The organism is Nocardioides sp. (assembly GCA_037045645.1).
Taxonomy (GTDB): Bacteria; Actinomycetota; Actinomycetes; order Propionibacteriales; family Nocardioidaceae; genus Nocardioides.
The window spans coordinates 1,227,616-1,247,232 of record JBAOIH010000001.1; the positions used below are offsets into that span (position 1 = coordinate 1,227,616).

At 68.3% G+C, this 19,617-nt stretch carries 17 protein-coding genes; 12 read left to right on the plus strand and 5 right to left on the minus strand.

Annotation, left to right across the window (positions count from 1 at the left end):
• Nucleotide 1 precedes the first annotated feature (1 nt).
• Complete coding sequence (locus tag V9G04_06035; GenBank protein MEI2712853.1) at nt 2–778, minus strand: class I SAM-dependent methyltransferase; 777 nt, start codon at nt 776–778, stop codon at nt 2–4.
• A gap of 86 nt (nt 779–864) precedes the next feature.
• On the opposite strand from V9G04_06035, the gene V9G04_06040 reads away from it, so the two are divergent.
• From V9G04_06040 to V9G04_06065, 6 genes are all read left to right on the plus strand, one after another.
• The gene (locus tag V9G04_06040; protein MEI2712854.1) at nt 865–1,857 is read left to right on the plus strand and encodes a MoxR family ATPase; all 993 of its coding nucleotides are present in this window, start codon (nt 865–867) and stop codon (nt 1,855–1,857) included.
• Nucleotides 1,854–3,029, plus strand: coding sequence for a DUF58 domain-containing protein (locus tag V9G04_06045; GenBank protein MEI2712855.1), 1,176 nt, complete (start codon nt 1,854–1,856; stop codon nt 3,027–3,029). Before V9G04_06040 ends, V9G04_06045 begins: the two co-directional genes overlap by 4 nt.
• Complete coding sequence (locus V9G04_06050) at nt 3,026–5,224, plus strand: transglutaminaseTgpA domain-containing protein (protein ID MEI2712856.1); 2,199 nt, start codon at nt 3,026–3,028, stop codon at nt 5,222–5,224. The genes V9G04_06045 and V9G04_06050 overlap by 4 nt, the downstream gene beginning before the upstream one ends.
• 210 nt (nt 5,225–5,434) lie before the next feature.
• Nucleotides 5,435–6,892, plus strand: a complete 1,458-nt coding sequence (gene rpsA / locus V9G04_06055) for a 30S ribosomal protein S1 (protein ID MEI2712857.1) — start codon at nt 5,435–5,437, stop codon at nt 6,890–6,892.
• A gap of 149 nt (nt 6,893–7,041) precedes the next feature.
• A complete protein-coding gene (locus V9G04_06060; protein MEI2712858.1) occupies nt 7,042–7,653 on the plus strand; it encodes a GDSL-type esterase/lipase family protein in 612 nt (203 codons plus the stop codon).
• A 114-nt stretch (nt 7,654–7,767) separates the two neighbouring features.
• Complete coding sequence (locus V9G04_06065; GenBank protein MEI2712859.1) at nt 7,768–8,148, plus strand: carboxypeptidase regulatory-like domain-containing protein; 381 nt, start codon at nt 7,768–7,770, stop codon at nt 8,146–8,148.
• A 72-nt stretch (nt 8,149–8,220) separates the two neighbouring features.
• On the opposite strand, the gene V9G04_06070 is transcribed toward V9G04_06065, so the two are convergent.
• A complete protein-coding gene (locus tag V9G04_06070) occupies nt 8,221–9,459 on the minus strand; it encodes an AMP-binding protein (protein MEI2712860.1) in 1,239 nt (412 codons plus the stop codon).
• Nucleotides 9,460–9,478: 19 nt separating this feature from the next.
• On the opposite strand from V9G04_06070, the gene coaE reads away from it, so the two are divergent.
• The 3 genes from coaE to V9G04_06085 are packed head-to-tail and all read left to right on the plus strand — an operon-like array spanning nt 9,479 to nt 12,711.
• The gene (gene coaE / locus V9G04_06075) at nt 9,479–10,075 is read left to right on the plus strand and encodes a dephospho-CoA kinase (GenBank protein MEI2712861.1); all 597 of its coding nucleotides are present in this window, start codon (nt 9,479–9,481) and stop codon (nt 10,073–10,075) included.
• Entirely contained in the window at nt 10,072–11,424 is a 1,353-nt protein-coding gene (locus V9G04_06080; protein ID MEI2712862.1) for a glycoside hydrolase family 3 N-terminal domain-containing protein, read from the plus strand. Before coaE ends, V9G04_06080 begins: the two co-directional genes overlap by 4 nt.
• Nucleotides 11,425–11,433: 9 nt before the next feature.
• Nucleotides 11,434–12,711 (plus strand): aminotransferase class I/II-fold pyridoxal phosphate-dependent enzyme, encoded by a 1,278-nt coding sequence (locus V9G04_06085; protein MEI2712863.1) that lies wholly within the window; start codon nt 11,434–11,436, stop codon nt 12,709–12,711.
• Between the two features lie 142 nt (nt 12,712–12,853).
• Here V9G04_06085 and V9G04_06090 read toward each other — a convergent pair whose 3' ends face one another.
• Both V9G04_06090 and V9G04_06095 read right to left on the minus strand, forming a co-directional pair.
• Nucleotides 12,854–13,810 (minus strand): sigma-70 family RNA polymerase sigma factor, encoded by a 957-nt coding sequence (locus tag V9G04_06090; GenBank protein ID MEI2712864.1) that lies wholly within the window; start codon nt 13,808–13,810, stop codon nt 12,854–12,856.
• Between the two features lie 150 nt (nt 13,811–13,960).
• Nucleotides 13,961–16,114: a S9 family peptidase gene (locus V9G04_06095; GenBank protein MEI2712865.1), complete on the minus strand. Its 2,154-nt coding sequence runs from the start codon at nt 16,112–16,114 to the stop codon at nt 13,961–13,963.
• Between the two features lie 24 nt (nt 16,115–16,138).
• Between V9G04_06095 and V9G04_06100 the strand changes: the two genes are divergently transcribed.
• Genes V9G04_06100 through V9G04_06110 form a run of 3 tightly spaced genes read left to right on the plus strand, consistent with a single transcriptional unit; the run spans nt 16,139 to nt 18,275 of the window.
• Nucleotides 16,139–16,840, plus strand: coding sequence for a 5-oxoprolinase subunit PxpA (locus tag V9G04_06100; protein ID MEI2712866.1), 702 nt, complete (start codon nt 16,139–16,141; stop codon nt 16,838–16,840).
• Nucleotides 16,831–17,445, plus strand: coding sequence for a carboxyltransferase domain-containing protein (locus tag V9G04_06105; protein ID MEI2712867.1), 615 nt, complete (start codon nt 16,831–16,833; stop codon nt 17,443–17,445). The genes V9G04_06100 and V9G04_06105 overlap by 10 nt, the downstream gene beginning before the upstream one ends.
• The gene (locus V9G04_06110) at nt 17,442–18,275 is read left to right on the plus strand and encodes a biotin-dependent carboxyltransferase family protein (GenBank protein ID MEI2712868.1); all 834 of its coding nucleotides are present in this window, start codon (nt 17,442–17,444) and stop codon (nt 18,273–18,275) included. The genes V9G04_06105 and V9G04_06110 overlap by 4 nt, the downstream gene beginning before the upstream one ends.
• Here the strand turns inward: V9G04_06110 and V9G04_06115 are convergent.
• Complete coding sequence (locus V9G04_06115; protein ID MEI2712869.1) at nt 18,258–19,574, minus strand: DNA polymerase IV; 1,317 nt, start codon at nt 19,572–19,574, stop codon at nt 18,258–18,260. The genes V9G04_06110 and V9G04_06115 overlap by 18 nt on opposite strands.
• Nucleotides 19,575–19,617 lie beyond the last annotated feature (43 nt).

Sequence of the window (19,617 nt, forward strand, 5' to 3'; positions counted from 1 at the left end):
GTCAGCCGCGCGCCAGATCGGCGACGTAGATCGCCGATCCCGGCGTCAGGAGCCCGCGCGTACGCGACCAGCCGCCCCAGTCCCGGTCGAGCGCCTCCGGCCATTCGGGTTCCACGAGATCACGCAGCAGGAACCCCGCCGCGGCGAGAGCGCGTACCCAATCGCCGAGGGTGCGGTGATGCTCGACGTACGACACCAGGCCGGTCGCCTCATCGACCTCGACATAGGGATTGCGGTCCCAATAGGACTGGCTCGCCGTCAGACCCTCCTCGCCCGGGTCGTCGGGGAACATCCAGCGCGTCGGGTGGGTGATGGAGAAGGCGAAGCGTCCTCCTGGTGTGAGCACGCGCGCGACCTCACGTACGAGCGCGTCGGCGTCGGCGACGAACTGCAGTGCGCCGAACGCGGAGAAGACGACGTCGAAGGCGTCCTCGGCGAATGGAAGTTGCGCCGCGGTGCCCAGCACGGCGGGCACCGTCACGCTCGTGGCGTCGTCGAGTCGCAGACTGTGCTGGAGTTGGCGATGCGACAAGTCGAGCCCGACGGCGAAGGCACCGCGCGCGGTCAACCAGCGGGCGCACTGCCCCGCGCCGGAGCCGATCTCCAAGATGCTGCGACCGCGTGGGTCACCCAGGACGCCCAGGTCGTCCTCGCGAGTCCCCTCGGGTCCCCACAGGAAGCCGACATCGCCGAGGAACTCGCCGTGCGTGGACTGGTATTCGTCGGCGTAACGATCCCAGTCGGGGCCGTTGGCGCGACGTGACTCGTCTTCGGACACGGGACGACGCTCGACCCTGAGAGCCGGCTGCTCTTGCACGGACCGAACCTACTCGGTCGAGGATCGATGCCCCCTACGATGTGCGCATGTCGATCAGCGCACCCGACCACACCGCCACGCTCGGGCAGTCGGAGGTCCAGGCTTTTGCGAGTGCGTTCGAGCAGATGTCCACCACCATCGAGCAGGCGCTGCTCGGCAAACGTACGGTGATCAGGCTCGCGCTGACATGCCTGATGAGCGAGGGCCACCTGCTGCTCGAAGACCTGCCCGGCACCGGAAAAACCATGCTGGCGCGCGCCATGGCCCGCGCGGTCGAGGGCTCGCACGCGCGCATCCAGTTCACCCCGGATCTGCTGCCCTCCGACGTCACCGGCGTCACCGTCTATGACCAACACCGCGGCTCGTTCGACTTCCACCCCGGTCCGATCTTCCACAACCTGGTGCTCGCCGACGAGATCAACCGCGCGTCACCCAAGACACAGGCCGCGCTGCTGGAGGTGATGGAGGAGGGCCATGTCACGGTCGACGGCGTCACGCATGACGTCGAACCCCCGTTCATGGTCATCGCCACGCAGAACCCCGTGGAACAGGCCGGCACCTACAAGTTGCCCGAGGCCCAACTCGACCGCTTCCTGATGAAGACGGCGGTCGGGCATCCCAACGCGGAGTCGACGGAGGAGTTGCTGCTCAACTCCGGACTGCGGGATCGGGCCTCGATGATCCAGCCCGTCGCCACGACCGGCGACATCTTGGCGTTGCGGGGACTGGCGGCGCGGGTCCACCTCGACCCGGCGATCGCGACGTACGTGCGCAAGCTCGCAGAGGCATCCCGCGAGTTGCAGGATCTCAAGCTCGGCCTGTCCGCGCGCGGCTGCTTGGCGATGATCCGGGTCGCGAAGACCTGGGCGATCGCCGACGGACGCAACCACGTCGTGCCCGACGACATCCAGTCGTTGGCTCACCCGGTGTTGTGCCACCGACTGCTGCTCGACGGCCATGCTCAGTTCACCGGGGTGACCATCGACGACGTGATCGACCGCCTCCTCGACAGCGTGACGCCCCCGACCACGCGCGCATGACCTCACTTCGCCGGTTCTTCGGCGCGATCACACCGCTCGCCTGGAGCACCTTCGCTCTCGGCGTGGGCTGTCTGGTCGTGTCCAGGTGGATCGGGTCGTCGGTCTTCGGCGCGTTGGGCGCCTCGGTGTTGCTCGTGCTGGTCCTCTCGGCGGCGCTGGTCCTGCTGCCCACCCGCGCCGACGTCCGAGTCGTGATGCGCCCCTATCGAGCCGTCGTGGGCGCAGGTTCCTGGGCGCACGTGGACGTACGCAACCGGGGTGCGCTGCCGATGGCCCAACCGATCGTGCATCTGCCGGCGTTCGGGCGGATCTATCGCCGCGTGCTGAGCCACCTTCCCCGTGGCGGGGCGACTCAGGTCGAGATCGAGGTCCCGGGTGCGCGGCGCGGCGTACACGAGATCGGGCCCGCCGAGGTCCTGCGCCAAGACCCGCTCGGGCTGTTTCGACGCGTCTGCGGCGAGGCCGCCTCGGTGGAGTTCTACGTACGCCCGCGCACGGTGCGCGTGGAAAGCCTGGGCGTCGGGCAGGCCAGCGATCTGGAGGGCGTGGTCAGTGACGAGATCTCGATGAGCGACCTGTCGTTCCACGCGTTGCGCGAATACGTCCCGGGCGACGACCTGCGTCATGTCCACTGGCGCTCGTCGGCGAAGGCCGACCGGCTGCTCGTACGCCAGTATCACGACACGCGACGCAGCCAGATCACGCTGCTGGTCGACACCGAACGTGCGGCCTACCGGCGCGGTCGCGAGTTCGAGCTGGCTCTGTCGATGGCGGCCTCGTTGGCCACGCGTGCGGCCACCGACGACCTGGAGGTCTCGTTCCACTGCGGCAAGGAGCACCTGCGCAACAGCACCGCCGAAGCGGTCCTGGACGCGACCTGCCGCGCCGAACCCGGCGCCGCTGCCCTCGAAGAGTTGGTCTTCCGCGCACACGCGGAGGCGCAGGGCGCCGATCCGGGACTCCTGGTGTTGATGACCGGGTCTCGTCGGCTGACCGAGGACGCCAGCCGGCTGCTGAGCAACTTCTCCTCGCAGGCTCGCATCCTGCTGTTGCGTGCCGAGGCCGACGGCATGCCGGGACTGCTCAACATCGGCACCCTGGTCGAGGGCCGCATCAGCGACCTCGACCAACTGCCGCGCGTGATGGACCAGTTCCTGTGGGGGCCCGCGTGAGTACGGGCGTACGCGCACCACAAGTCGGTCAGCCTCAACTGCGCGGGATCGGCGCCGACATGCTGGCGGTCTGCGCGATCGGGATCTTGGCCCTGCTGCCACTGTGGACGACCTTCGCCGAGTACGCCTGGTTCGTCGTGGGCGTCACCGCGGTCGTCGTCGGCGCCTTCCTGGTCGGGCAGTGGCGAGCGCGGTCGTGGCCGGTCTGGGCGCTGCCCTTTGCGGGCATCGCGGCGTACGTCGTCTCGGCCCAGGCGTTCGTCTCCCGTCACGAGGGGCTGGGGCGGCTGATCATCGACGACCGTTCGTGGCGCGCCCTCGTGCGTGGCTCCGTGGACTCCTGGGCCCTGGTGTACGAGACCCTGCCGCGCGTCGACGCCACCGGCAAGGTGCTTCTGGTCCCTCTCATCCTGGGCCTGGTGCCGGCGTTCGTGTCGGCTGCGCTTGCCTGCTACACCCGCAGCGCCCTCCTGCCCGTGACGCCGCTGCTCGCGGGCATGGCCGTCGCGCTGACGTTGGGCCGAGGGGACACCGAGTTGGTATGGGTGGGGCTCGCGGTCGCCGCGATAGCTCTGCTGTGGAGCGCGGACCGCAACGCCCGCAACGACAGAGCCACCTCGCGCTCGCGGATCACCTTCCTGGCCCGTGCGTTCCTGGCGCTCCTCGCGTTGGGCGGCGGCTCCGTGCTGCACGGCGTCGCGCTCGGCGGCGCCGAGCCGACGCTGCTGCGTGAGACCGTTGCCAAGGGCCTCGACACCAGCCCCGTACCCACCTTGCTCGACGGGTTTCGGCGCTATCGACCGCAGGACCCTGCGATCCTCGACAACGTCAACAAGGCCGAACTCTTGCGGGTCAGCGACGGCGCTCAGGGGATGCGACTGCGTTTCGCGGCGCTGGACTGGTATGACGGCAACAACTGGCGGCCCAACCCCGACACCTCCCCGTCGGAGTCGCAGGATCGCTATCTGAAGATGGGCCACAAGCTCGACAACCCGGCGTCCGGCCGTCTAGCCATGGTCCAGGTCGAGATCGGTGACGGCTACCGCGGCAACTGGGTGCCGCTGGCGGGTCAATTGCAGGAGTTGGGCTTCTATACGACCTTCGACCGGATCTACTACAACGTCGCGACCGGCACCGCGGTGCTGCGCCGCTGGGTGAAGCCGGGGGAGAGTTACTACTTCGTCTCGCGGATGGCCGATGCGACCCTCAAGCCCTCGATGAAGGCCGCCCAAGACGTCGATCCTGATCTCTACGAGCGCGCGGGCTTCGTCGATCCGCTGGCGCAGGGCTTCCTGAAGGCCACCGGCACCCCCATGGAGGCGTTCTTCGCGGCAGCGGAGAAGCTTAAACGGGAGGGGGCCTATAGCGACGGCGCGTTCGGCTGGGAGACCCGTTTCCTGCCTGGGCACGGTGCCGAGCGACTCGGAACCCTGTTTCTCGACGCACCGCAGGTGGTGGGCAACGACGAGCAGTACGCCGCCGCGCTCGCCCTGCTGGGCATCCGGATGAAGATCCCCACGCGCGTGGTCGTGGGTGCGGTCGTGCCCGACCACCGGGTCGTCACCGGCGCCGACGTGCGTGCCTGGGTCGAGGTGCAACTGGCCGACGGCACCTGGCGCACTATGCCAACCGAACGGTTCCTGGGCACCAAGGAGCCCAAGCCGACCGACCCGCCGAAGACCCGACGCGGCACGTTGATGCCCAAGAAGGGTGAGATCAAGCGGCAGCAGGAGATCCGGCAGGAACGCAAGGAGAAGGAGCAGAAGCCGGAGAAGATCACCGTCGACCTCACGGACGAGCAGACACAGTGGTGGCCGTACGCGCTCGCCCTGCTGGCCCTGCTCGCCGGGGTGCCGCTGGCCAAGCTGGTCAGGCGCCGACGCAGGCGCACCGACCGGCGTACTCCCTATCGCTTCGCCCGCGGCTGGCAGGAGTTGATCGACACCGGCCGAGACCTGGGCCATGACATCCCCAAGACGCACAGTCGACCACGCCAGGCTGAGGCGTTGGGCCAGCCCCGGGCCCTGGCCGTGCTGGCCGACGAGGGGACGTTCGGTGATCGTGAACCGACGGAGGAGGAAGCCACCCGTTTCTGGGAGGAGATCGCCTCCCTGCAACGCGAACTGCGTACGAAGGCGCCGTGGTGGCACACGATCCTGGGCTGGCTCAACCCGACCAGCTTCTGGCGACGCTGACCCCGGCACCCCCGATTGGCCGCTGACTGCCCACCCGCGTAGGCTGGCGCTCGCGCGAAGAGTCTGCCCCGTCCCGACATGGAGTGGACCACGAGCTCGCTATCACGCGGCGACACCCTTTCAGGTCCGCAGCGCAGCACCACCGGTAGTGAAACCGGCTCCTCGCGTGCCCGCACAACTTCTATCCATCCGAAGGTTCCCACACACCTCATGACGAGCACGTACGCATTCCCGGACACCGACGCCCCGCAGGTAGCGGTCAACGACATCGGGTCCGAAGAGGACTTCCTCGCGGCGATCGACGCCACCATCAAATACTTCAACGACGGCGACATCGTCGACGGCACCATCGTCAAGGTGGACCGTGACGAGGTCCTCCTCGACATCGGCTACAAGACCGAGGGCGTCATCCCCTCGCGCGAGCTGTCCATCAAGCACGACGTCGACCCCAACGAGGTCGTCAAGGTCGGCGACCAGGTCGAAGCCCTCGTTCTCCAGAAGGAGGACAAGGAAGGCCGCCTCATCCTGTCCAAGAAGCGTGCGCAGTACGAGCGCGCCTGGGGCACGATCGAGAAGGTCAAGGAAGAGGACGGCGTCGTCGAGGGCACCGTGATCGAGGTCGTCAAGGGCGGCCTGATCCTGGACATCGGCCTGCGCGGCTTCCTGCCCGCGTCCCTGGTCGAGATGCGCCGCGTGCGCGACCTGCAGCCGTACGTCGGCCAGACGCTCGAGGCCAAGATCATCGAGCTCGACAAGAACCGCAACAACGTCGTGCTGTCGCGTCGCTCGTGGCTCGAGCAGACCCAGTCCGAGGTCCGTCACGGATTCCTCACCCAGTTGCAGAAGGGCCAGATCCGCAAGGGTGTCGTGTCCTCCATCGTCAACTTCGGTGCCTTCGTGGACCTCGGTGGCGTCGACGGCCTCGTGCACGTCTCGGAGCTGTCCTGGAAGCACATCGACCACCCCAACGAGGTCGTCAACGTCGGTGACGAGGTCACCGTCGAGGTGCTGGACGTCGACATGGACCGCGAGCGCGTCTCGCTGTCGCTGAAGGCGACCCAGGAAGACCCGTGGCAGCACTTCGCTCGCACCCACCAGATCGGTCAGATCGTGCCGGGCAAGGTCACCAAGCTGGTGCCCTTCGGTGCCTTCGTCCGCGTCGAGGAGGGCATCGAGGGTCTGGTGCACATCTCCGAGCTCGCCGAGCGTCACGTCGAGATCCCCGAGCAGGTCGTCCAGGTCAACGACGACGTCATGGTCAAGATCATCGACATCGACCTGGAGCGTCGCCGGATCTCCTTGTCGCTCAAGCAGGCCAACGAGACCGCCACCGCCTCGGACGTCGAGGAGTTCGACCCGACGCTCTATGGCATGGCGGCGACCTACGACGAGCAGGGCAACTACATCTACCCCGAGGGCTTCGACCCCGACACGGGTGAGTGGCTCGAGGGCTTCGAGGACCAGCGCGCCGCGTGGGAAGAGCAGTACGCCCAGGCGCACGCCCGCTGGGAGGCGCACGTCAAGCAGCAGGAAGAGGCCAAGCAGGCCGAGGTCGAGGCCGGCGAAGCTACGTCCTACTCCTCGGAGGCTCCGGCTGCCGACTCCGGTTCGCTGGCGTCCGACGAGGCCCTGCAGGCCCTGCGCGACAAGCTCACCGGCGGCAACTGAGCGACTCGGGTTCACCGAGCCCGCCCACAGCCGAGCACACCATGAGAAGAGCCTGTCCGGATTCGTCCGGGCGGGCTCTTCTCGTTCTGCTGGCCGCACTGCTCCTGATCACGACCGGTTGCGGAACCAAGGAGGAGCCCACCCGCGTCATGCTGGTGGGTGACTCGCTCACCCAAGGCCGGGTCGGGGACTGGACCTGGCGCTATTGGGCCTGGCAGGAACTCGAGCGCGACGACGCCAACGTCGACTTCGTCGGGCCGACCCGCGGGCTCTACGAGTTGGCCACCCAGGACTACGACAAGCCCGGCTACCGCGACTCCGACTTCGACCAGGACCACGCCTCGCGCTGGGGAGCGTCCTACCAGGATCTCGGGCGTACGATCGGGTCGCTGGCCGAAGAGTTCGAGCCGGATGTGATCGTCGACCTGCTCGGGACCAACGACCTCGGCTGGTGGGGTCGTTCGGTGGCAGCGACCGAGACCGAGGCGCGTACCTTCATCGAATCGGCTCGCAAGTCGGCTCCCGAGACCGACATCGTCTTGCTGCACCTGGTCAACGACAGCGAGAAGGCCCGGGCCTTCAATGCACGCCTCGACGCGATCGCGACCGAGCTCGACCAGCCCGACAGCCGGGTGATCATCGCCGACATCGGCGGCTACTTCGAAGCCGAGGACGTCTACGACGGGCTGCATCCCACGGAGTCGGGGGAGCGACGGATTGCGCGCGCCGTGGTCGAGGCATTGGACGAACTGCACGACTAGCGGTCTAGACCGCTGCGGTGTCCTCGGCAAAAATATCTGCGTTCTTGCGCACCGTGACCTAACGCGCGTTCCATCTCTACGAATGCCATTCGGGTCGGCCAGGGGAGAGCGTCCATGAAATCCAACGTCAGACACTTCCGGGCAGCGCACCTGCACGTGCTGGCTGCAGTCTTCGCACTGGTCGCCACGATGCTCGTCTTCACGGCCGCCAGCAGTTCGCAAGCCACGCCAGGCGGACCGAGCGCAGCCGCAGCCTCGTTGAGTCTGAAGGCGCAGGCCGGCAACGCGCGCCCAGGCAAGGCGGTGATCACCGGACGGGTGACCAGTCGCTCTGGCAAGCCATTGGGCGGCGTGACCGTCGTGGCGTACGGCACCCGCAAAGGGGCGCAACACTGGTCCGAGAAAGTCGCCGCCGCCACGGATGCCCAGGGCAATTACCGCCTGACCGGCTTGCAGAGCGGGTCGTACGAGATCCGCTTCACTGACGGCACCTAAGGCGAAGAACTGCGGCCGCAGGGCCGGTCGGCGCGAGTCGGCTGGCCCTCCCGGCCGCAGTTCTTCGCGAATTCAGGGGTGGCCGAGGTCCGTACGCCGCACCTTCCCGGTCGCCGTCCGGGGCAGATCGGGGACGAACAGATAGTCCTTGGGGCGCTTGGCTGGCGCGAGATGCGTACGCGCGTACGAGCGCAGCGACTCCTCGCTGACGTCCCCGACCACTGCAGCACACACGCGTTGCCCCCACTCGGGATCCGGGGTGCCGAAGACCGCGATGTCGACGAGCCCCGGGACCTCGTGGAGCACCTGCTCCACTTCGAGGGGATAGACGTTGACCCCGCCGGAGATGATCAGGTCGACGCGGCGACCGTCGAGCCAGACATACCCGTCCTCGTCGATCCGGCCGAGGTCTCCGACGGTGAATGCCGAGCCGCGCCAGGCGTCAGCGGTCTTCTCGGGCGCGTTCCAATAGCGAAACCGTGCGTGTTCGGGCACCTCGCACCACAGATGGCCGTCCCCGTCGACCGTCATCGACCGCCCGGGGCGAGCGCGTCCTACGGTGCCGGGGCGCTCCAGCCATTCCTCGGACCTGCAGGCGGTGAACTGCCCTTCGGTCGAACCGTAGAACTCCCAGGTCGAGCCCGCGGGGAATCGCTCGATCAGCCGCGCCTTGACCGCGACCGGGCACGGCGCACCGGCATGTGCCACCAGCCGGAAAGACGAAAGATCGGGCCAGCCCACCTCGTCCCAATGGGCGAACAGACGCTGGAGATGAGTCGGCACCACGAACATCGTGGTCGGGCGTTCGCGCACGATCGCGTCGGTCAGTCGTACGACGTCGAAGGGACCCGGCACCACCAGCCGCCCACCGGCCAACAGCGTGCCCATCGCAAACCGCAACGGCGCGGAGTGGTGCAGGGGGCTCACCACGAGATTCACGTCGGTCGCGCAGAACTCCCACAGGTCGCGCTCTTCGGTCACCAACGCGGTCGCGTGGTCCTCGGACAGCAACCCCGAGAAGACTGCCTTGGGTCGGCCGGTCGTACCGCTGGTGACGTGCATCGGTCGGCCGCGGGGGAGCAGGTCGCGGCGACTGGCGACGAGGCCATCGAGTTCGACCGGGTCCGTCACGACGTGAACCGGATCGACGTCCGCCAGGATCGCGTCGCGTTCGTACGCCGTGAGCTTGGGGTCCAGCGGCACCGGAAAGACACCGCAGTCCAGGAGAGCCAGGCAGGCTTGCGCGTACGTCGCGCTCCCGGGCACCAACAGCGCGACCCGATCGCCCGGGTGCAGACTCGGCAAACTCACGCGGGCTAGTATCCCCGGCGTGCGGAAGCGGATCGGACTCACCGGTGGCATCGCGTCCGGCAAGAGCACGGTCTCGAAACTCTTGTCCGACCTCGGTGCGGTGATCATCGACTCCGACCAACTGGCCCGCGACGTGGTCGCGAGGGGTACGCCGGGCCTGGCCCAGGTGGTGGAGGCGTTCGGACCCGTGGTGCTGACGGCCGAGGGTGACCTCGATCGACCGGCGGTAGGTGCGCTCGTGTTCCGCGACGAGCAGGCCCGGCGACGGTTGGAAGCGATCATTCATCCGCTCGTACGCGAACTCAGCGCCGAGATCGAAGCCGAGGCGCCCGCCCACGCTCTGATCGTCCACGACATCCCCCTGCTGGCCGAAGCCGGGATGGCCGAGGCTTTCGATGCCGTGGTCGTGGTCGACACCCCGACCGAGCAGCAGATCCAGCGGATGGTCCACGACCGCGGCTGGAGCGTCGACGAGGCGCTGGCCCGGATCGCCGCCCAGGCGACGCGCGAGCAGCGGCTGGCGATCGCGACCCATGTCATCGAGAACTCCGGCACACTGGATGAGCTCGCCGCGCGCGTACGCGCAGTCTGGTCCGAGCTGGCGCCTACTTCATGAGGGGACGTCACTCGGGAGGCCGCGCACCGCGCAGCCGATTGCCCCTGGTCTTGGGCCTGGTCCTGCTGCTCGGCTTCGGCTTGCTGCTGGCGTGGCCGACGATCAGTGGGTCGGGCGCGAGCGGTGAGAGTACGAGATCGGCAGAGCCAACCCACGACGCAGCACGAACCCCCGAAGAACCCTCCGAGACTTCTGAGCCGTCGGTGGATCGCGACGAGGTGCTCTCCTGGGGCCCGACGGTCGGTGAACTGGCGGACGCGCAGGCACTCGTCAAGACCTGGACGCCCGAGCAGTTGGCCGGCCAGGTGATCGTCGGGCGCTATGCCGGCTCCGACCCCAGCATCCCTGCGCAACTGGTCGAGGACCTGCACCTGGCCGGGGTCAGCGTCACCAACGGCAACGTCGTTGACGACGCGCAGGTGCGCGCCACCACGGTAGCCGTCAGCGCCGCGATGAAAGCCGACGGGCGTGACTTCCCGGCCGTCCTCGGAGTCGACCAGGAGGGTGGTTCCGTCGAGCATCTGCGCGGCATCGCCACCGTCTTCCCGGCGTACGTCTATGCCGGTGCCGGCGTCGCGCGTGATCGCGAGGCCGGCGCGAAGATCGTCGATCGAGCGGCGTTCACCACGGGTCTCGAACTTCGAGACTTCGGCTTTACCTGGGTCTTCGCGCCCGTGGGTGACGTGACCATCGGCGACGCCGACGTGACCATCGGGACCCGGTCGCCATCGGAGGACCCGGAGGTCGCAGCCGCCACGGTCGCGGCGTCGGTCGAGGGCTTCAATCGAGCGGGCATCGTCTCGACGACCAAGCACTTCCCCGGCCACGGCCAGGTGACCGCCGATTCGCACGAACAGTTGCCGGTCCTGGAGTCCTCGCTCCAGGAGATCCGCGACCATGACCTGCCACCTTTCGAGGCAGCGATCGCCGCAAAGGCTCCCTCGATCATGACCGCTCACGTGGACGTCGAGGCGATCGCGCCGGGGCGGGCGGGAAGCATGGACGAGCGGATGTACGACTTCCTACGCGACGACCTCGGCTTCGAGGGAGTCACGATCACCGACTCCCTCGGCATGGGGGGTGCGCTCTCAGAGCCGTTCCCGGCGGTCAACGCGCTCAACGCCGGCGCCGACCTGTTGCTGATGCCGGTCGACACCGCCCAGACACATCGCACGCTGACCGCGGCGATCAAGGACGGCCGGGTCACCCGGGAACGGGTGGAGGAGGCGGCTGCCAAAGTGATCGCCGTGCAGCGGTGGCAGGCACGTATCGCCCGGTCGACGCCGGTGCCCGACGACGTGACCGAGCAGGCGCAGGCTGCCGCCCAAGCACTCACCGTCGGCCCCTAACATTGGTCCGTGACCCACTCGCCCTTGTCGCAACTGTCCGCGGACGACCTGGCCGGCCTGCGCGCCGACCTCGACCAGCGCTATACGGACTTGAAGAACCGCGGTCTCAAACTCGACCTCACCCGAGGCAAGCCCTCTGCTGCGCAACTCGATCTGTCCGACGAGTTGTTGTCACTGCCCCGGGGATTCCTGGATGCGTCCGGGACCGACGTACGCAACTACGGCGGGCTCGAAGGCCTGCGCGAGCTTCGCGAGATGTTCGCGGATCTGTTGTGGGTCGAGCCGGAGCAGGTCGTCGCGGGCGGCAACTCGTCGTTGTCGATGATGCGGGACTGCCTGGTCGACCTGCTGCTCTTCGGCGGCGTCGACAGCGAGCGACCGTGGAGCCGTGAAGAGTCGCTGAAGTTCATCTGCCCCGTGCCCGGATACGATCGCCACTTCGCCTTGCTGGCCGAACTCGGCATCGAGATGGTGACGGTGCCCATGCACGACGACGGGCCTGACGTCGCGGCCTGCGCTGCCCTGGCCAAGGACGACCCGAGCATCAAGGGGATCTGGGTGGTGCCGACGTACGCCAACCCCAGCGGCGCCGTGGTCTCGCAGGAGGTCGCCTCCCAACTCGTGGCGATGCCTACGGCCGCGCCCGACTTCAAGATCTTCTGGGACAACGCCTACGGCCTGCACCACTTGACCGAGGAGGAGGCCAAGAGCGCGGACGTCATCACGCTCGCGTCGGCTGCCGGGCACCCGCACCGCCCGCTGATGTTCGCCTCGACCTCGAAGATCACCTACGCCGGTGCGGGTGTCGGTTTCCTCGCCGCCTCGGTGGAGCAGATCGCGTGGTATCTCCAGCATCTCGGCAAGGGCTCCATCGGCCCCGACAAGGTCAACCACCTGCGCCACGTGCAGTTCTTCGGCACACCCGACGGCGTCCGCCAGCACATGCGCAAGCACCGCGAGATCATCGCGCCCAAGTTCGACGCGGTCGACGCGGTGCTCAGCGGTCGCCTGGGCGGCATGGAAGTCGCGACCTGGAACAAGCCCGCGGGCGGATACTTCGTGAACCTCGACGTGGTGCCCGGAACGGCCTCGCGAGTGGTCGAACTCGCTAAGGCAGCGGGCATCGCCTTGACCCCGGCCGGGGCTTCGTTCCCGTACGGGCGCGACCCCGAGGACCAGAACATCCGGCTCGCGCCGACCATGCCGCCCGTGGACGAGGTCACCGCAGCCATGGACGGCCTGGCGACATGCGTACTCCTCGCGGCGGTCGAGAAACTCGGAGGCTGAAGCAGGAATTCAGAAGACCTGCCGAAGCGGTGACCCATGGGTTGGTCACTTTCGCTCCGGCAGGTCTTCGGAAGGCGCAGGTCATGTGGGGTGACCCGCGCGGGCCTCGTGGCTCGGTCCACCTCCGGCGGTGGCGCTTTGCTCAAGCAGCGAGGTCGGGGTCTCCCAAGCGGCGCAACTTCTGCAGCGCTTCGCGCTCGAGCTGTCGTACGCGCTCTGCCGAGATGCCGTGCTTGACGCCGATGTCGGCGAGCTTGTGCTGGCGGCCGTCGACCAGGCCATAGCGCGCCCGGATGATGTCGGCGGCCCGCTCGTCGAGCTGGCCGACCAGGCTGTCGAGTCGCTCGCGCGCCTCGACCGAGAGCACCGTCGCGTCGGGACCGGGCGCGCTCTCCTGGGCCATCAAGTCGCCCAGCGAGGTGTCCCCGTCCTCGTCGACGGGGGTGTCGAGCGAGACGTGATCGCGTCCCCAGGCGAGCAGGTCGAGCACGCGCTCGACCTCCATGCCCAACTCGGTCGCGATCTCCTCGGGCTCCGGGTCACGGCCGAGCTGACGCTCCAGGGTGCGTCGCGCGCTGCTGACCTGGTTGAGCTCCTCGACCACGTGCACAGGCAGGCGTACGACTCGGGCCTGCTGGGCGATGCCGCGCGTGATGGCCTGACGGACCCACCAGGTCGCGTACGTGGAGAACTTGTAGCCCTTGGTGTAGTCGAACTTCTCGACTGCACGGATCAGCCCGGTATTGCCCTCCTGGATCAGGTCGAGCATCGGCATCGCGGAGCGGCCGTACTTGCGCGCGATCGACACGACCAGGCGCAGGTTGGATTCGATGAACGTGTCGACGGCCTTGCGGCCCTCTTCGGCCAGCCACTCAAGCTCCTCCTGGGTGGCACGGCCCGGGGCACCGCCCTTGCGGCGACCGACGCGGCCTTCGCGCAGCAGGTGTTCGGCCATCAGGCCGGCTTCGATCGTCTTGGAGAGTTCGACCTCGAGAGCCGCGTCCAGCAATGGGTTGCGGGCGATCTCGTCGAGGTAGAGACCGACGCTGTCGCGACCTTCGATCTCGCGGGTGGTCGGTCGCGTGGCGGTGGTGGTCATCAGGGCCCTCCTCCTGCATGCCCGGCCCGAGCCGGGGAAGTACTACGGATAGTGACAACGTCGAAAGCGTGCAGGTTGTTCCGCCGCTCACTTCGTCGTCACCCGAGAAGACGTGTGGGAAACCCCCAGAGTTGCCGCACGGCAGGAATCTCAGGGAACTCTTGGATTCACCCCGGACAGGCCCATCCGCTCCAGGATCCAGGCCAGCGTCCGAGCCCGGTCGTGCCAGGACTTGTAGCGCCCACTCACCCCACCGTGACCGGCGGACATCTCCGTACGCAAGAGGAAGTCGCGCCTGCCGACAGCAGTCGCGCGCAGCCTGGCGATCCACTTGGCAGGTTCGACGTAGAGGACGCGGGTGTCGTGCAGCGACGTCTCGGCCAGGATCGGCGGGTAGTCGAGCGAAGCCACGTTGTCGTAGGGCGCATAGCTCGCGATCAGGTCGTACGCCTCGACGTCGTCGGTGGGGTTGCCCCATTCCTCGTATTCGGTGATGGTCAAAGGCAACGTCGGATCGAGCATCGACGTGAGCGTGTCGACGAACGGCACCTGGGCGACCAGGCCGCCACACAGGTCGGGTGCGAGGTTGGCGACCGCACCGATCAGCAGTCCGCCCGCCGACCCACCTTCGGCCACGAGGTGCTCGCGCGTGGTCCACCCGGTCTCGACCAGATGCTCGCCGCAGGCGATGAAGTCGGTGAAGGTATGGGATTTGTGCGCGAGTTTGCCGTCGTCGTACCACCGGCGACCCATTTCCCCGCCGCCTCGGATGTGAGCGATCGCGAAGGCCCCGCCGCGGTCGAGCAGGGACAGCCGCGCCACCGAGAAGTAGGGATCGATCGAGGCCTCGTACGCGCCGTAGCCGTAGAGCAGCAGCGGCACCGGACGTGCCTGTGCTCGGGCATCTCGATGACAGACCAGCGAGATCGGCACCTGCTCACCGTCCGGGGCGGTAGCCCACAGGCGATGCTGCTCGTACGCGTCGGGGTCGTAGTCACCCAGCACTGGCGACTGTTTGCGCAGCGTCAGCGAGCGGTCGCGCACGTCGTAGTCGTAGATCGACGGCGGCGTTGCCATGGTCGTGTAGCCCAAACGGACGATCGGTTGGTGAAAGTCGGGGCTCCCGCCCGAACCGATCGTGTAGACCTCGTCCTCGAACGCGACCAGATAGTCCTCGCCCAGAGCGTCCTCGCCCAGAGCGTCGTCGGCCAGCTCGATAATGCGCAACTGGGTCAGTCCGGCGCTGCGCTGGTGGATCACCAGGTGACCGGCGAACGCGTCGACGTCCTCAAGGCGCACCGTGGGGTCGTACGCCACCAGGGGAGTCCAGTCGGCCCGAGGCGTCGGCAGGCAGGCAGTGCGCCCGATCTCGAAGTCGGCTCCCGCACTGTTGTGTAGCACCAAGAAGACGTCATCGCCGCCGATGACAGCGTGTTCGAGGGAGTATTCGACGCCCTCGCTGCGCGGCTCGAAGACCCGCCAGCCCTCGTCTGGCGCATCCTGGTCGAGGAAGCGATATTCCGACGTGGTCTTGGAGCCCGCGGCGATCACCAGGAAGCGGTTGCTGCGCGTACGGCCGACGCCGACCCAGAAGCGACCGTCCGGCTCGTGGAACACCAACTCGTCCTCGGATGCAGCGGTGCCGAGCACGTGTCTCCAGACCTTGTCGCTGCGCCAGGAGTCGTCGACGGTCGTGTAGTAGCACGACCCGTCGCGCGCCCAGGTGACTCCGCCCAGCACGCCGGTAATGGTGTCGTCGAGGAGTTCGCCCGTCTGGAGCTGTGTGAAACGGACGGTGAAGCGTTCATCACCGGTCGTGTCGGTGGAGTACGCCAGGATCCTTCCGTCCAGGCTCAGAGACGAGCCGCCCATCGAGAAGAACTCGTGCCCCTCCGCTAGTTCGTTGAGATCGAGCAGCACCTCCTCGCCCGGCAGCGCGGGCCGGTCGGGGGCGGCGTCCTCCGCCGGCGACGGCGGGGTCCAGTCGTCCGGGTCGGTGACCGGCACCCGGCATGAGGCGCCGTATTCCTTGCCCTCGAAGGAGCGTGAATACCACCAGTAGCCGCGGTTGCGCACCGGGACGGAGAGGTCGGTCTCCTGGGTGCGGGCCTTGATCTCGTCGAAGATCCGCCCCCGCAGGTCGGCCAGGTGGGCGGTGCGTTCCTCGGTGTACACGTTCTCGGCTTCGAGGTAGGCCAACACGGCGGGATCGTCCTTGGCGCGCAACCAGTCGTACGCGTCGATGCGCTCGCGACCGTGATGGGTGGTGGTGACGGGCTTCGGCTCGGCGACGGGAGGCTGCACGCCGGTGACGTTAGCGTGCTCTCTGTGGAGCCTGGATCTCAGCGGGTAGACCTCAACGCCGACCTCGGCGAGGAGATCACCGACGACGCCGCGCTCCTGCAGGTCGTGACGTCGGCCAATGTCGCGTGCGGCGCCCACGCGGGCACGGTGAGCATCATGCGAACGGTCTGCGCCTTGGCGGTCGAGCGCGGAGTCGCGATCGGTGCGCAGGTGTCCTATGTCGATCGCGAGAACTTCGGCCGGGTCGCGCGCGACGTGGCCCCGGACGTGCTGCGCGAGCAGATCGCCGACCAGGTCGAGATGCTCTCAGCCCTGGCGGTGCAAGCCGGGGGAGCGGTGGCGTACGTCAAACCACACGGCGCGCTGTATCACCGGGTGGCGCGAGATCCGGACCAGGCGGCGGCGGTGCTGGCGGGTTCGGGCCTGTTGCCGGTGTTGGGCATGCCGGGGGCTCGGATCCTGAGCCTGGCGCGCGAACAGGGACGAGTCACCCGGCTGGAAGGCTTTCCCGACAGGGCGTACGACGGCCACGGCGGGCTGGTGTCGCGCGATCAGCCGGGCGCGGTGATCAGCGTTGCCGAGGAGATCGTCGGGCAGGCGCTGCGACTGGCGGGCCGGGTCGACTCTTTGTGCGTACACGGTGACAATCCCGGGGCGGTGGAGCATGCTCGGCTCATTCGCGACGCGCTGACCTCGCGGGGTATCGGTCTGGAGACGTGCTGGTGACACCCCTCGTGTGGCGACCGGCCGGACCCGACGCTGTCCTGCTCGAAGTGGACGACACGGCGAGTGCGCTCGCGCTCGCGCGCGGGCTGCGTACGTCCGGAGCGGCACGTGACGTCGTCTCTGGTGCCAGGACCGTCCTGTTATCGGGGTTGTTGCTCTCGCGTGAGGAGATCGGCGCACTGGCGGAGGCTGGCGCCGCGTCGACCGATTGGCCATCACCTGCCCCTCTGGAGCGGATCGAGGTGGTGTGGGACGGCGCCGATCTGGACTGGGTGGCGCACCGATGGGGCCTCACCGTTCAAGCCGCGATCGCCCGCTTGGAGAGTGTGGAACTGGTGAGTGCCTTCTGCGGATTTGCTCCCGGCTTCGCCTACCTCTCCGGACTCGCGGACGGGTGGGCAGTGCCGCGGCTGGCGCGACCGCGCACCAAGGTGCCGGCCGGCTCCGTCGCGGTGGCCGACCGGTGGTGCGGGATCTATCCACGCTCATCGCCTGGCGGCTGGAGACTCCTTGGGCACACGACCGCCGTCTTGTGGGACGCGGACCGCTCCACCCCGGCGTTGTTGGCCCCCGGCACCCGGGTACGACTGTGCGGGGCGTCGTGATCACTGTCCTTGCCACCGGGCTGCTGACGACCGTCCAGGACCTGGGGCGCCACGGCTACGCGCATCTGGGTGTCCCCACGGCCGGACCGGTCGACGCGCCCGCCGCAGCACTGGCCAACCGCCTGGTCGGCAACGCCGAGACCGCCGCCCTGCTGGAGACGACGCTTGGTGGCCTGCGGTTCCGCGTCGACCGCGCGGTCACGGTGGCGGTCACCGGAGCCCCCTGCGCGGTGCAGGTCGACGGCAGAGCGCGCGCCAACGCCCTGCCGATCACACTGCCTGCCGGGGTCGAGGTCTCGCTCGGCACGCCCACGTCGGGGATGCGTTCGTACGTTGCCTTCGCCGGCGGGATCGTCGTGCCAGCCGTGCTCGGCTCACGCGCCACCGACACGCTCTCGTGGACCGGGCCACCGGTGCCGCAACCCGGAACCCGGCTGCCCCTCGGCCCGTCCGGGCATCCCCGCGCCGTCGACGCGGCGCCGCTCTCGGTGCCCAAGTTCGCCCGCCTTCACCCCGGCCCGCGCGAAGGCTGGTGTGTCGACCCGATCGGCGCACTCGTGACGGGGACGTACGTCGTGTCGCACGACTCTGATCGGATCGGGGTCCGCCTCGACGGTCCGGCGCTCGTACGTGCCCACACTCGTGAACTGGCCAGCGAGGGAGTGATCCTGGGCGGCATCCAGGTGCCTCCCGACGGACACCCGCTGATCTTCCTGCACGACCATCCCGTCACCGGCGGCTACCCGGTCGTCGCGGTGGTGGATCCACGAGACCTGGCACTGTGCGCGCAGACTCGGCCGGGTGAGCGGCTGTTATTCGCCCGGGCCTGACTCGTCCTTCCACGCGAACAGATGCAGGCTCGGATCCTCGACCGGGAACGAGCGGACCGGGCCGGGTGGGGTGTCTCGGGTCTCGAAACGTACGGTCACGACGCCTCGACCGGAGCCCCAGACCCAGCCGCGGCCGTGCTCGTCGTGCACCACATCCACGCCAGGCGCCCAGGTCACGAGGCGTCGCGGCAACTCGACGGGCTCGGGCTCCTCCTCGGGGGCCTGCTCGTCGGCGAAGAGTTCCTCCTGGATCCAGTCGGCCAGTCCGGACACCCCGACCCCGAGGAGGCGTACCCCTCCCGAGGTGTCGACGTCCGCCAGGAGGGTGCGCGCCTGGCGGGCGATCACCGGGCCGTGGTCGGTGGGAGCGGGCAGGGTGACCGAACGGCTCAAGGTGGTGAAGTCGTGCAGACGCACCTTCAAGGTCACGGTGCGCCCCGACAGCGCACTCTTGCGCAGCCGCCCTGCCACCTGCTCGGCCTGTCGCGTCAGCAGGCCCTCCATCACGCGACGGTCGGTCAGATCCGTCTCATAGGTGCCTTCGACGCTGACGGACTTGGTCTCGCGTTCGGGCACCACGGGGCGGTCGTCGCGCGCGTGCGCGAGTTGGTGCAGGCCGTGGCCGTGGGCGTTGCCGAGCAGGCGTACGAGTTCCTGCTCGCTGACCGCCTGGAGGTCGTCCACGTGGTGCAGTCCGGCCCGGCGCAGGCGCTCCACTGTTGCGGGTCCGACGCCTGGGATCACGCTGACGTGCATCGGGCGCAGGAGGTCCAACTCCGTGCCGGGCTCCACCACGACCAGACCGTCGGGCTTCTCCAGTTCGCTGGCGACCTTGGCCAGGAACTTCGAACTCGCCAGTCCGACCGACGCGGTGAGTCCGCCGGTGATCCGGGACACGTCGGCGCGGACCTGGTCGGCCAACGCACGTACGGTCGCGGTCGACAGGTCGGGCAGGTCGGCACCTTCCAGGTCGACGAACGCCTCGTCCAGCGAGAGTGGCTCGACCAAAGGCGAGATCGAGCGCAGCAGGCCCATCACGAGTTCGCTGGTCTCGCGGTAGGCGTGGAAGCGCCCGGTCAGGTACGCGGCATGCGGACAGCGTGAGCGAGCCTCCCGGGTCGACATCGCCGAGCGCACCCCGTAGTGGCGGGCTTCGTAGGACGCGGTGGCCACGACACCTCGGCCTCCGACACCGCCGACGACGACCGGCTTGCCACGCAGCGAGGGCTTGTCTCGCTGTTCCACGGCGGCGAAGAAGGCATCGAGGTCCAGGTGCATCACCGACGCCTGCGACCTCACGGGTCGAAACTAGCCGCAATTCGCCACTTGTCGTCCACAGGCG

Excerpts from the sequence above, each read along its gene's own strand:
- V9G04_06090 (MEI2712864.1), bottom strand. The coding sequence starts at position 13,810 with ATGACCACCACCGCCACGCGACCGACCACCCGCGAGATCGAAGGTCGC.
- V9G04_06040 (MEI2712854.1), top strand. The coding sequence starts at position 865 with ATGTCGATCAGCGCACCCGACCACACCGCCACGCTCGGGCAGTCGGAG.
- rpsA (MEI2712857.1), top strand. The coding sequence starts at position 5,435 with ATGACGAGCACGTACGCATTCCCGGACACCGACGCCCCGCAGGTAGCG.
- V9G04_06060 (MEI2712858.1), top strand. The coding sequence starts at position 7,042 with ATGCTGGTGGGTGACTCGCTCACCCAAGGCCGGGTCGGGGACTGGACC.
- V9G04_06065 (MEI2712859.1), top strand. The coding sequence starts at position 7,768 with ATGAAATCCAACGTCAGACACTTCCGGGCAGCGCACCTGCACGTGCTG.
- V9G04_06045 (MEI2712855.1), top strand. The coding sequence starts at position 1,854 with ATGACCTCACTTCGCCGGTTCTTCGGCGCGATCACACCGCTCGCCTGG.
- V9G04_06080 (MEI2712862.1), top strand. The coding sequence starts at position 10,072 with ATGAGGGGACGTCACTCGGGAGGCCGCGCACCGCGCAGCCGATTGCCC.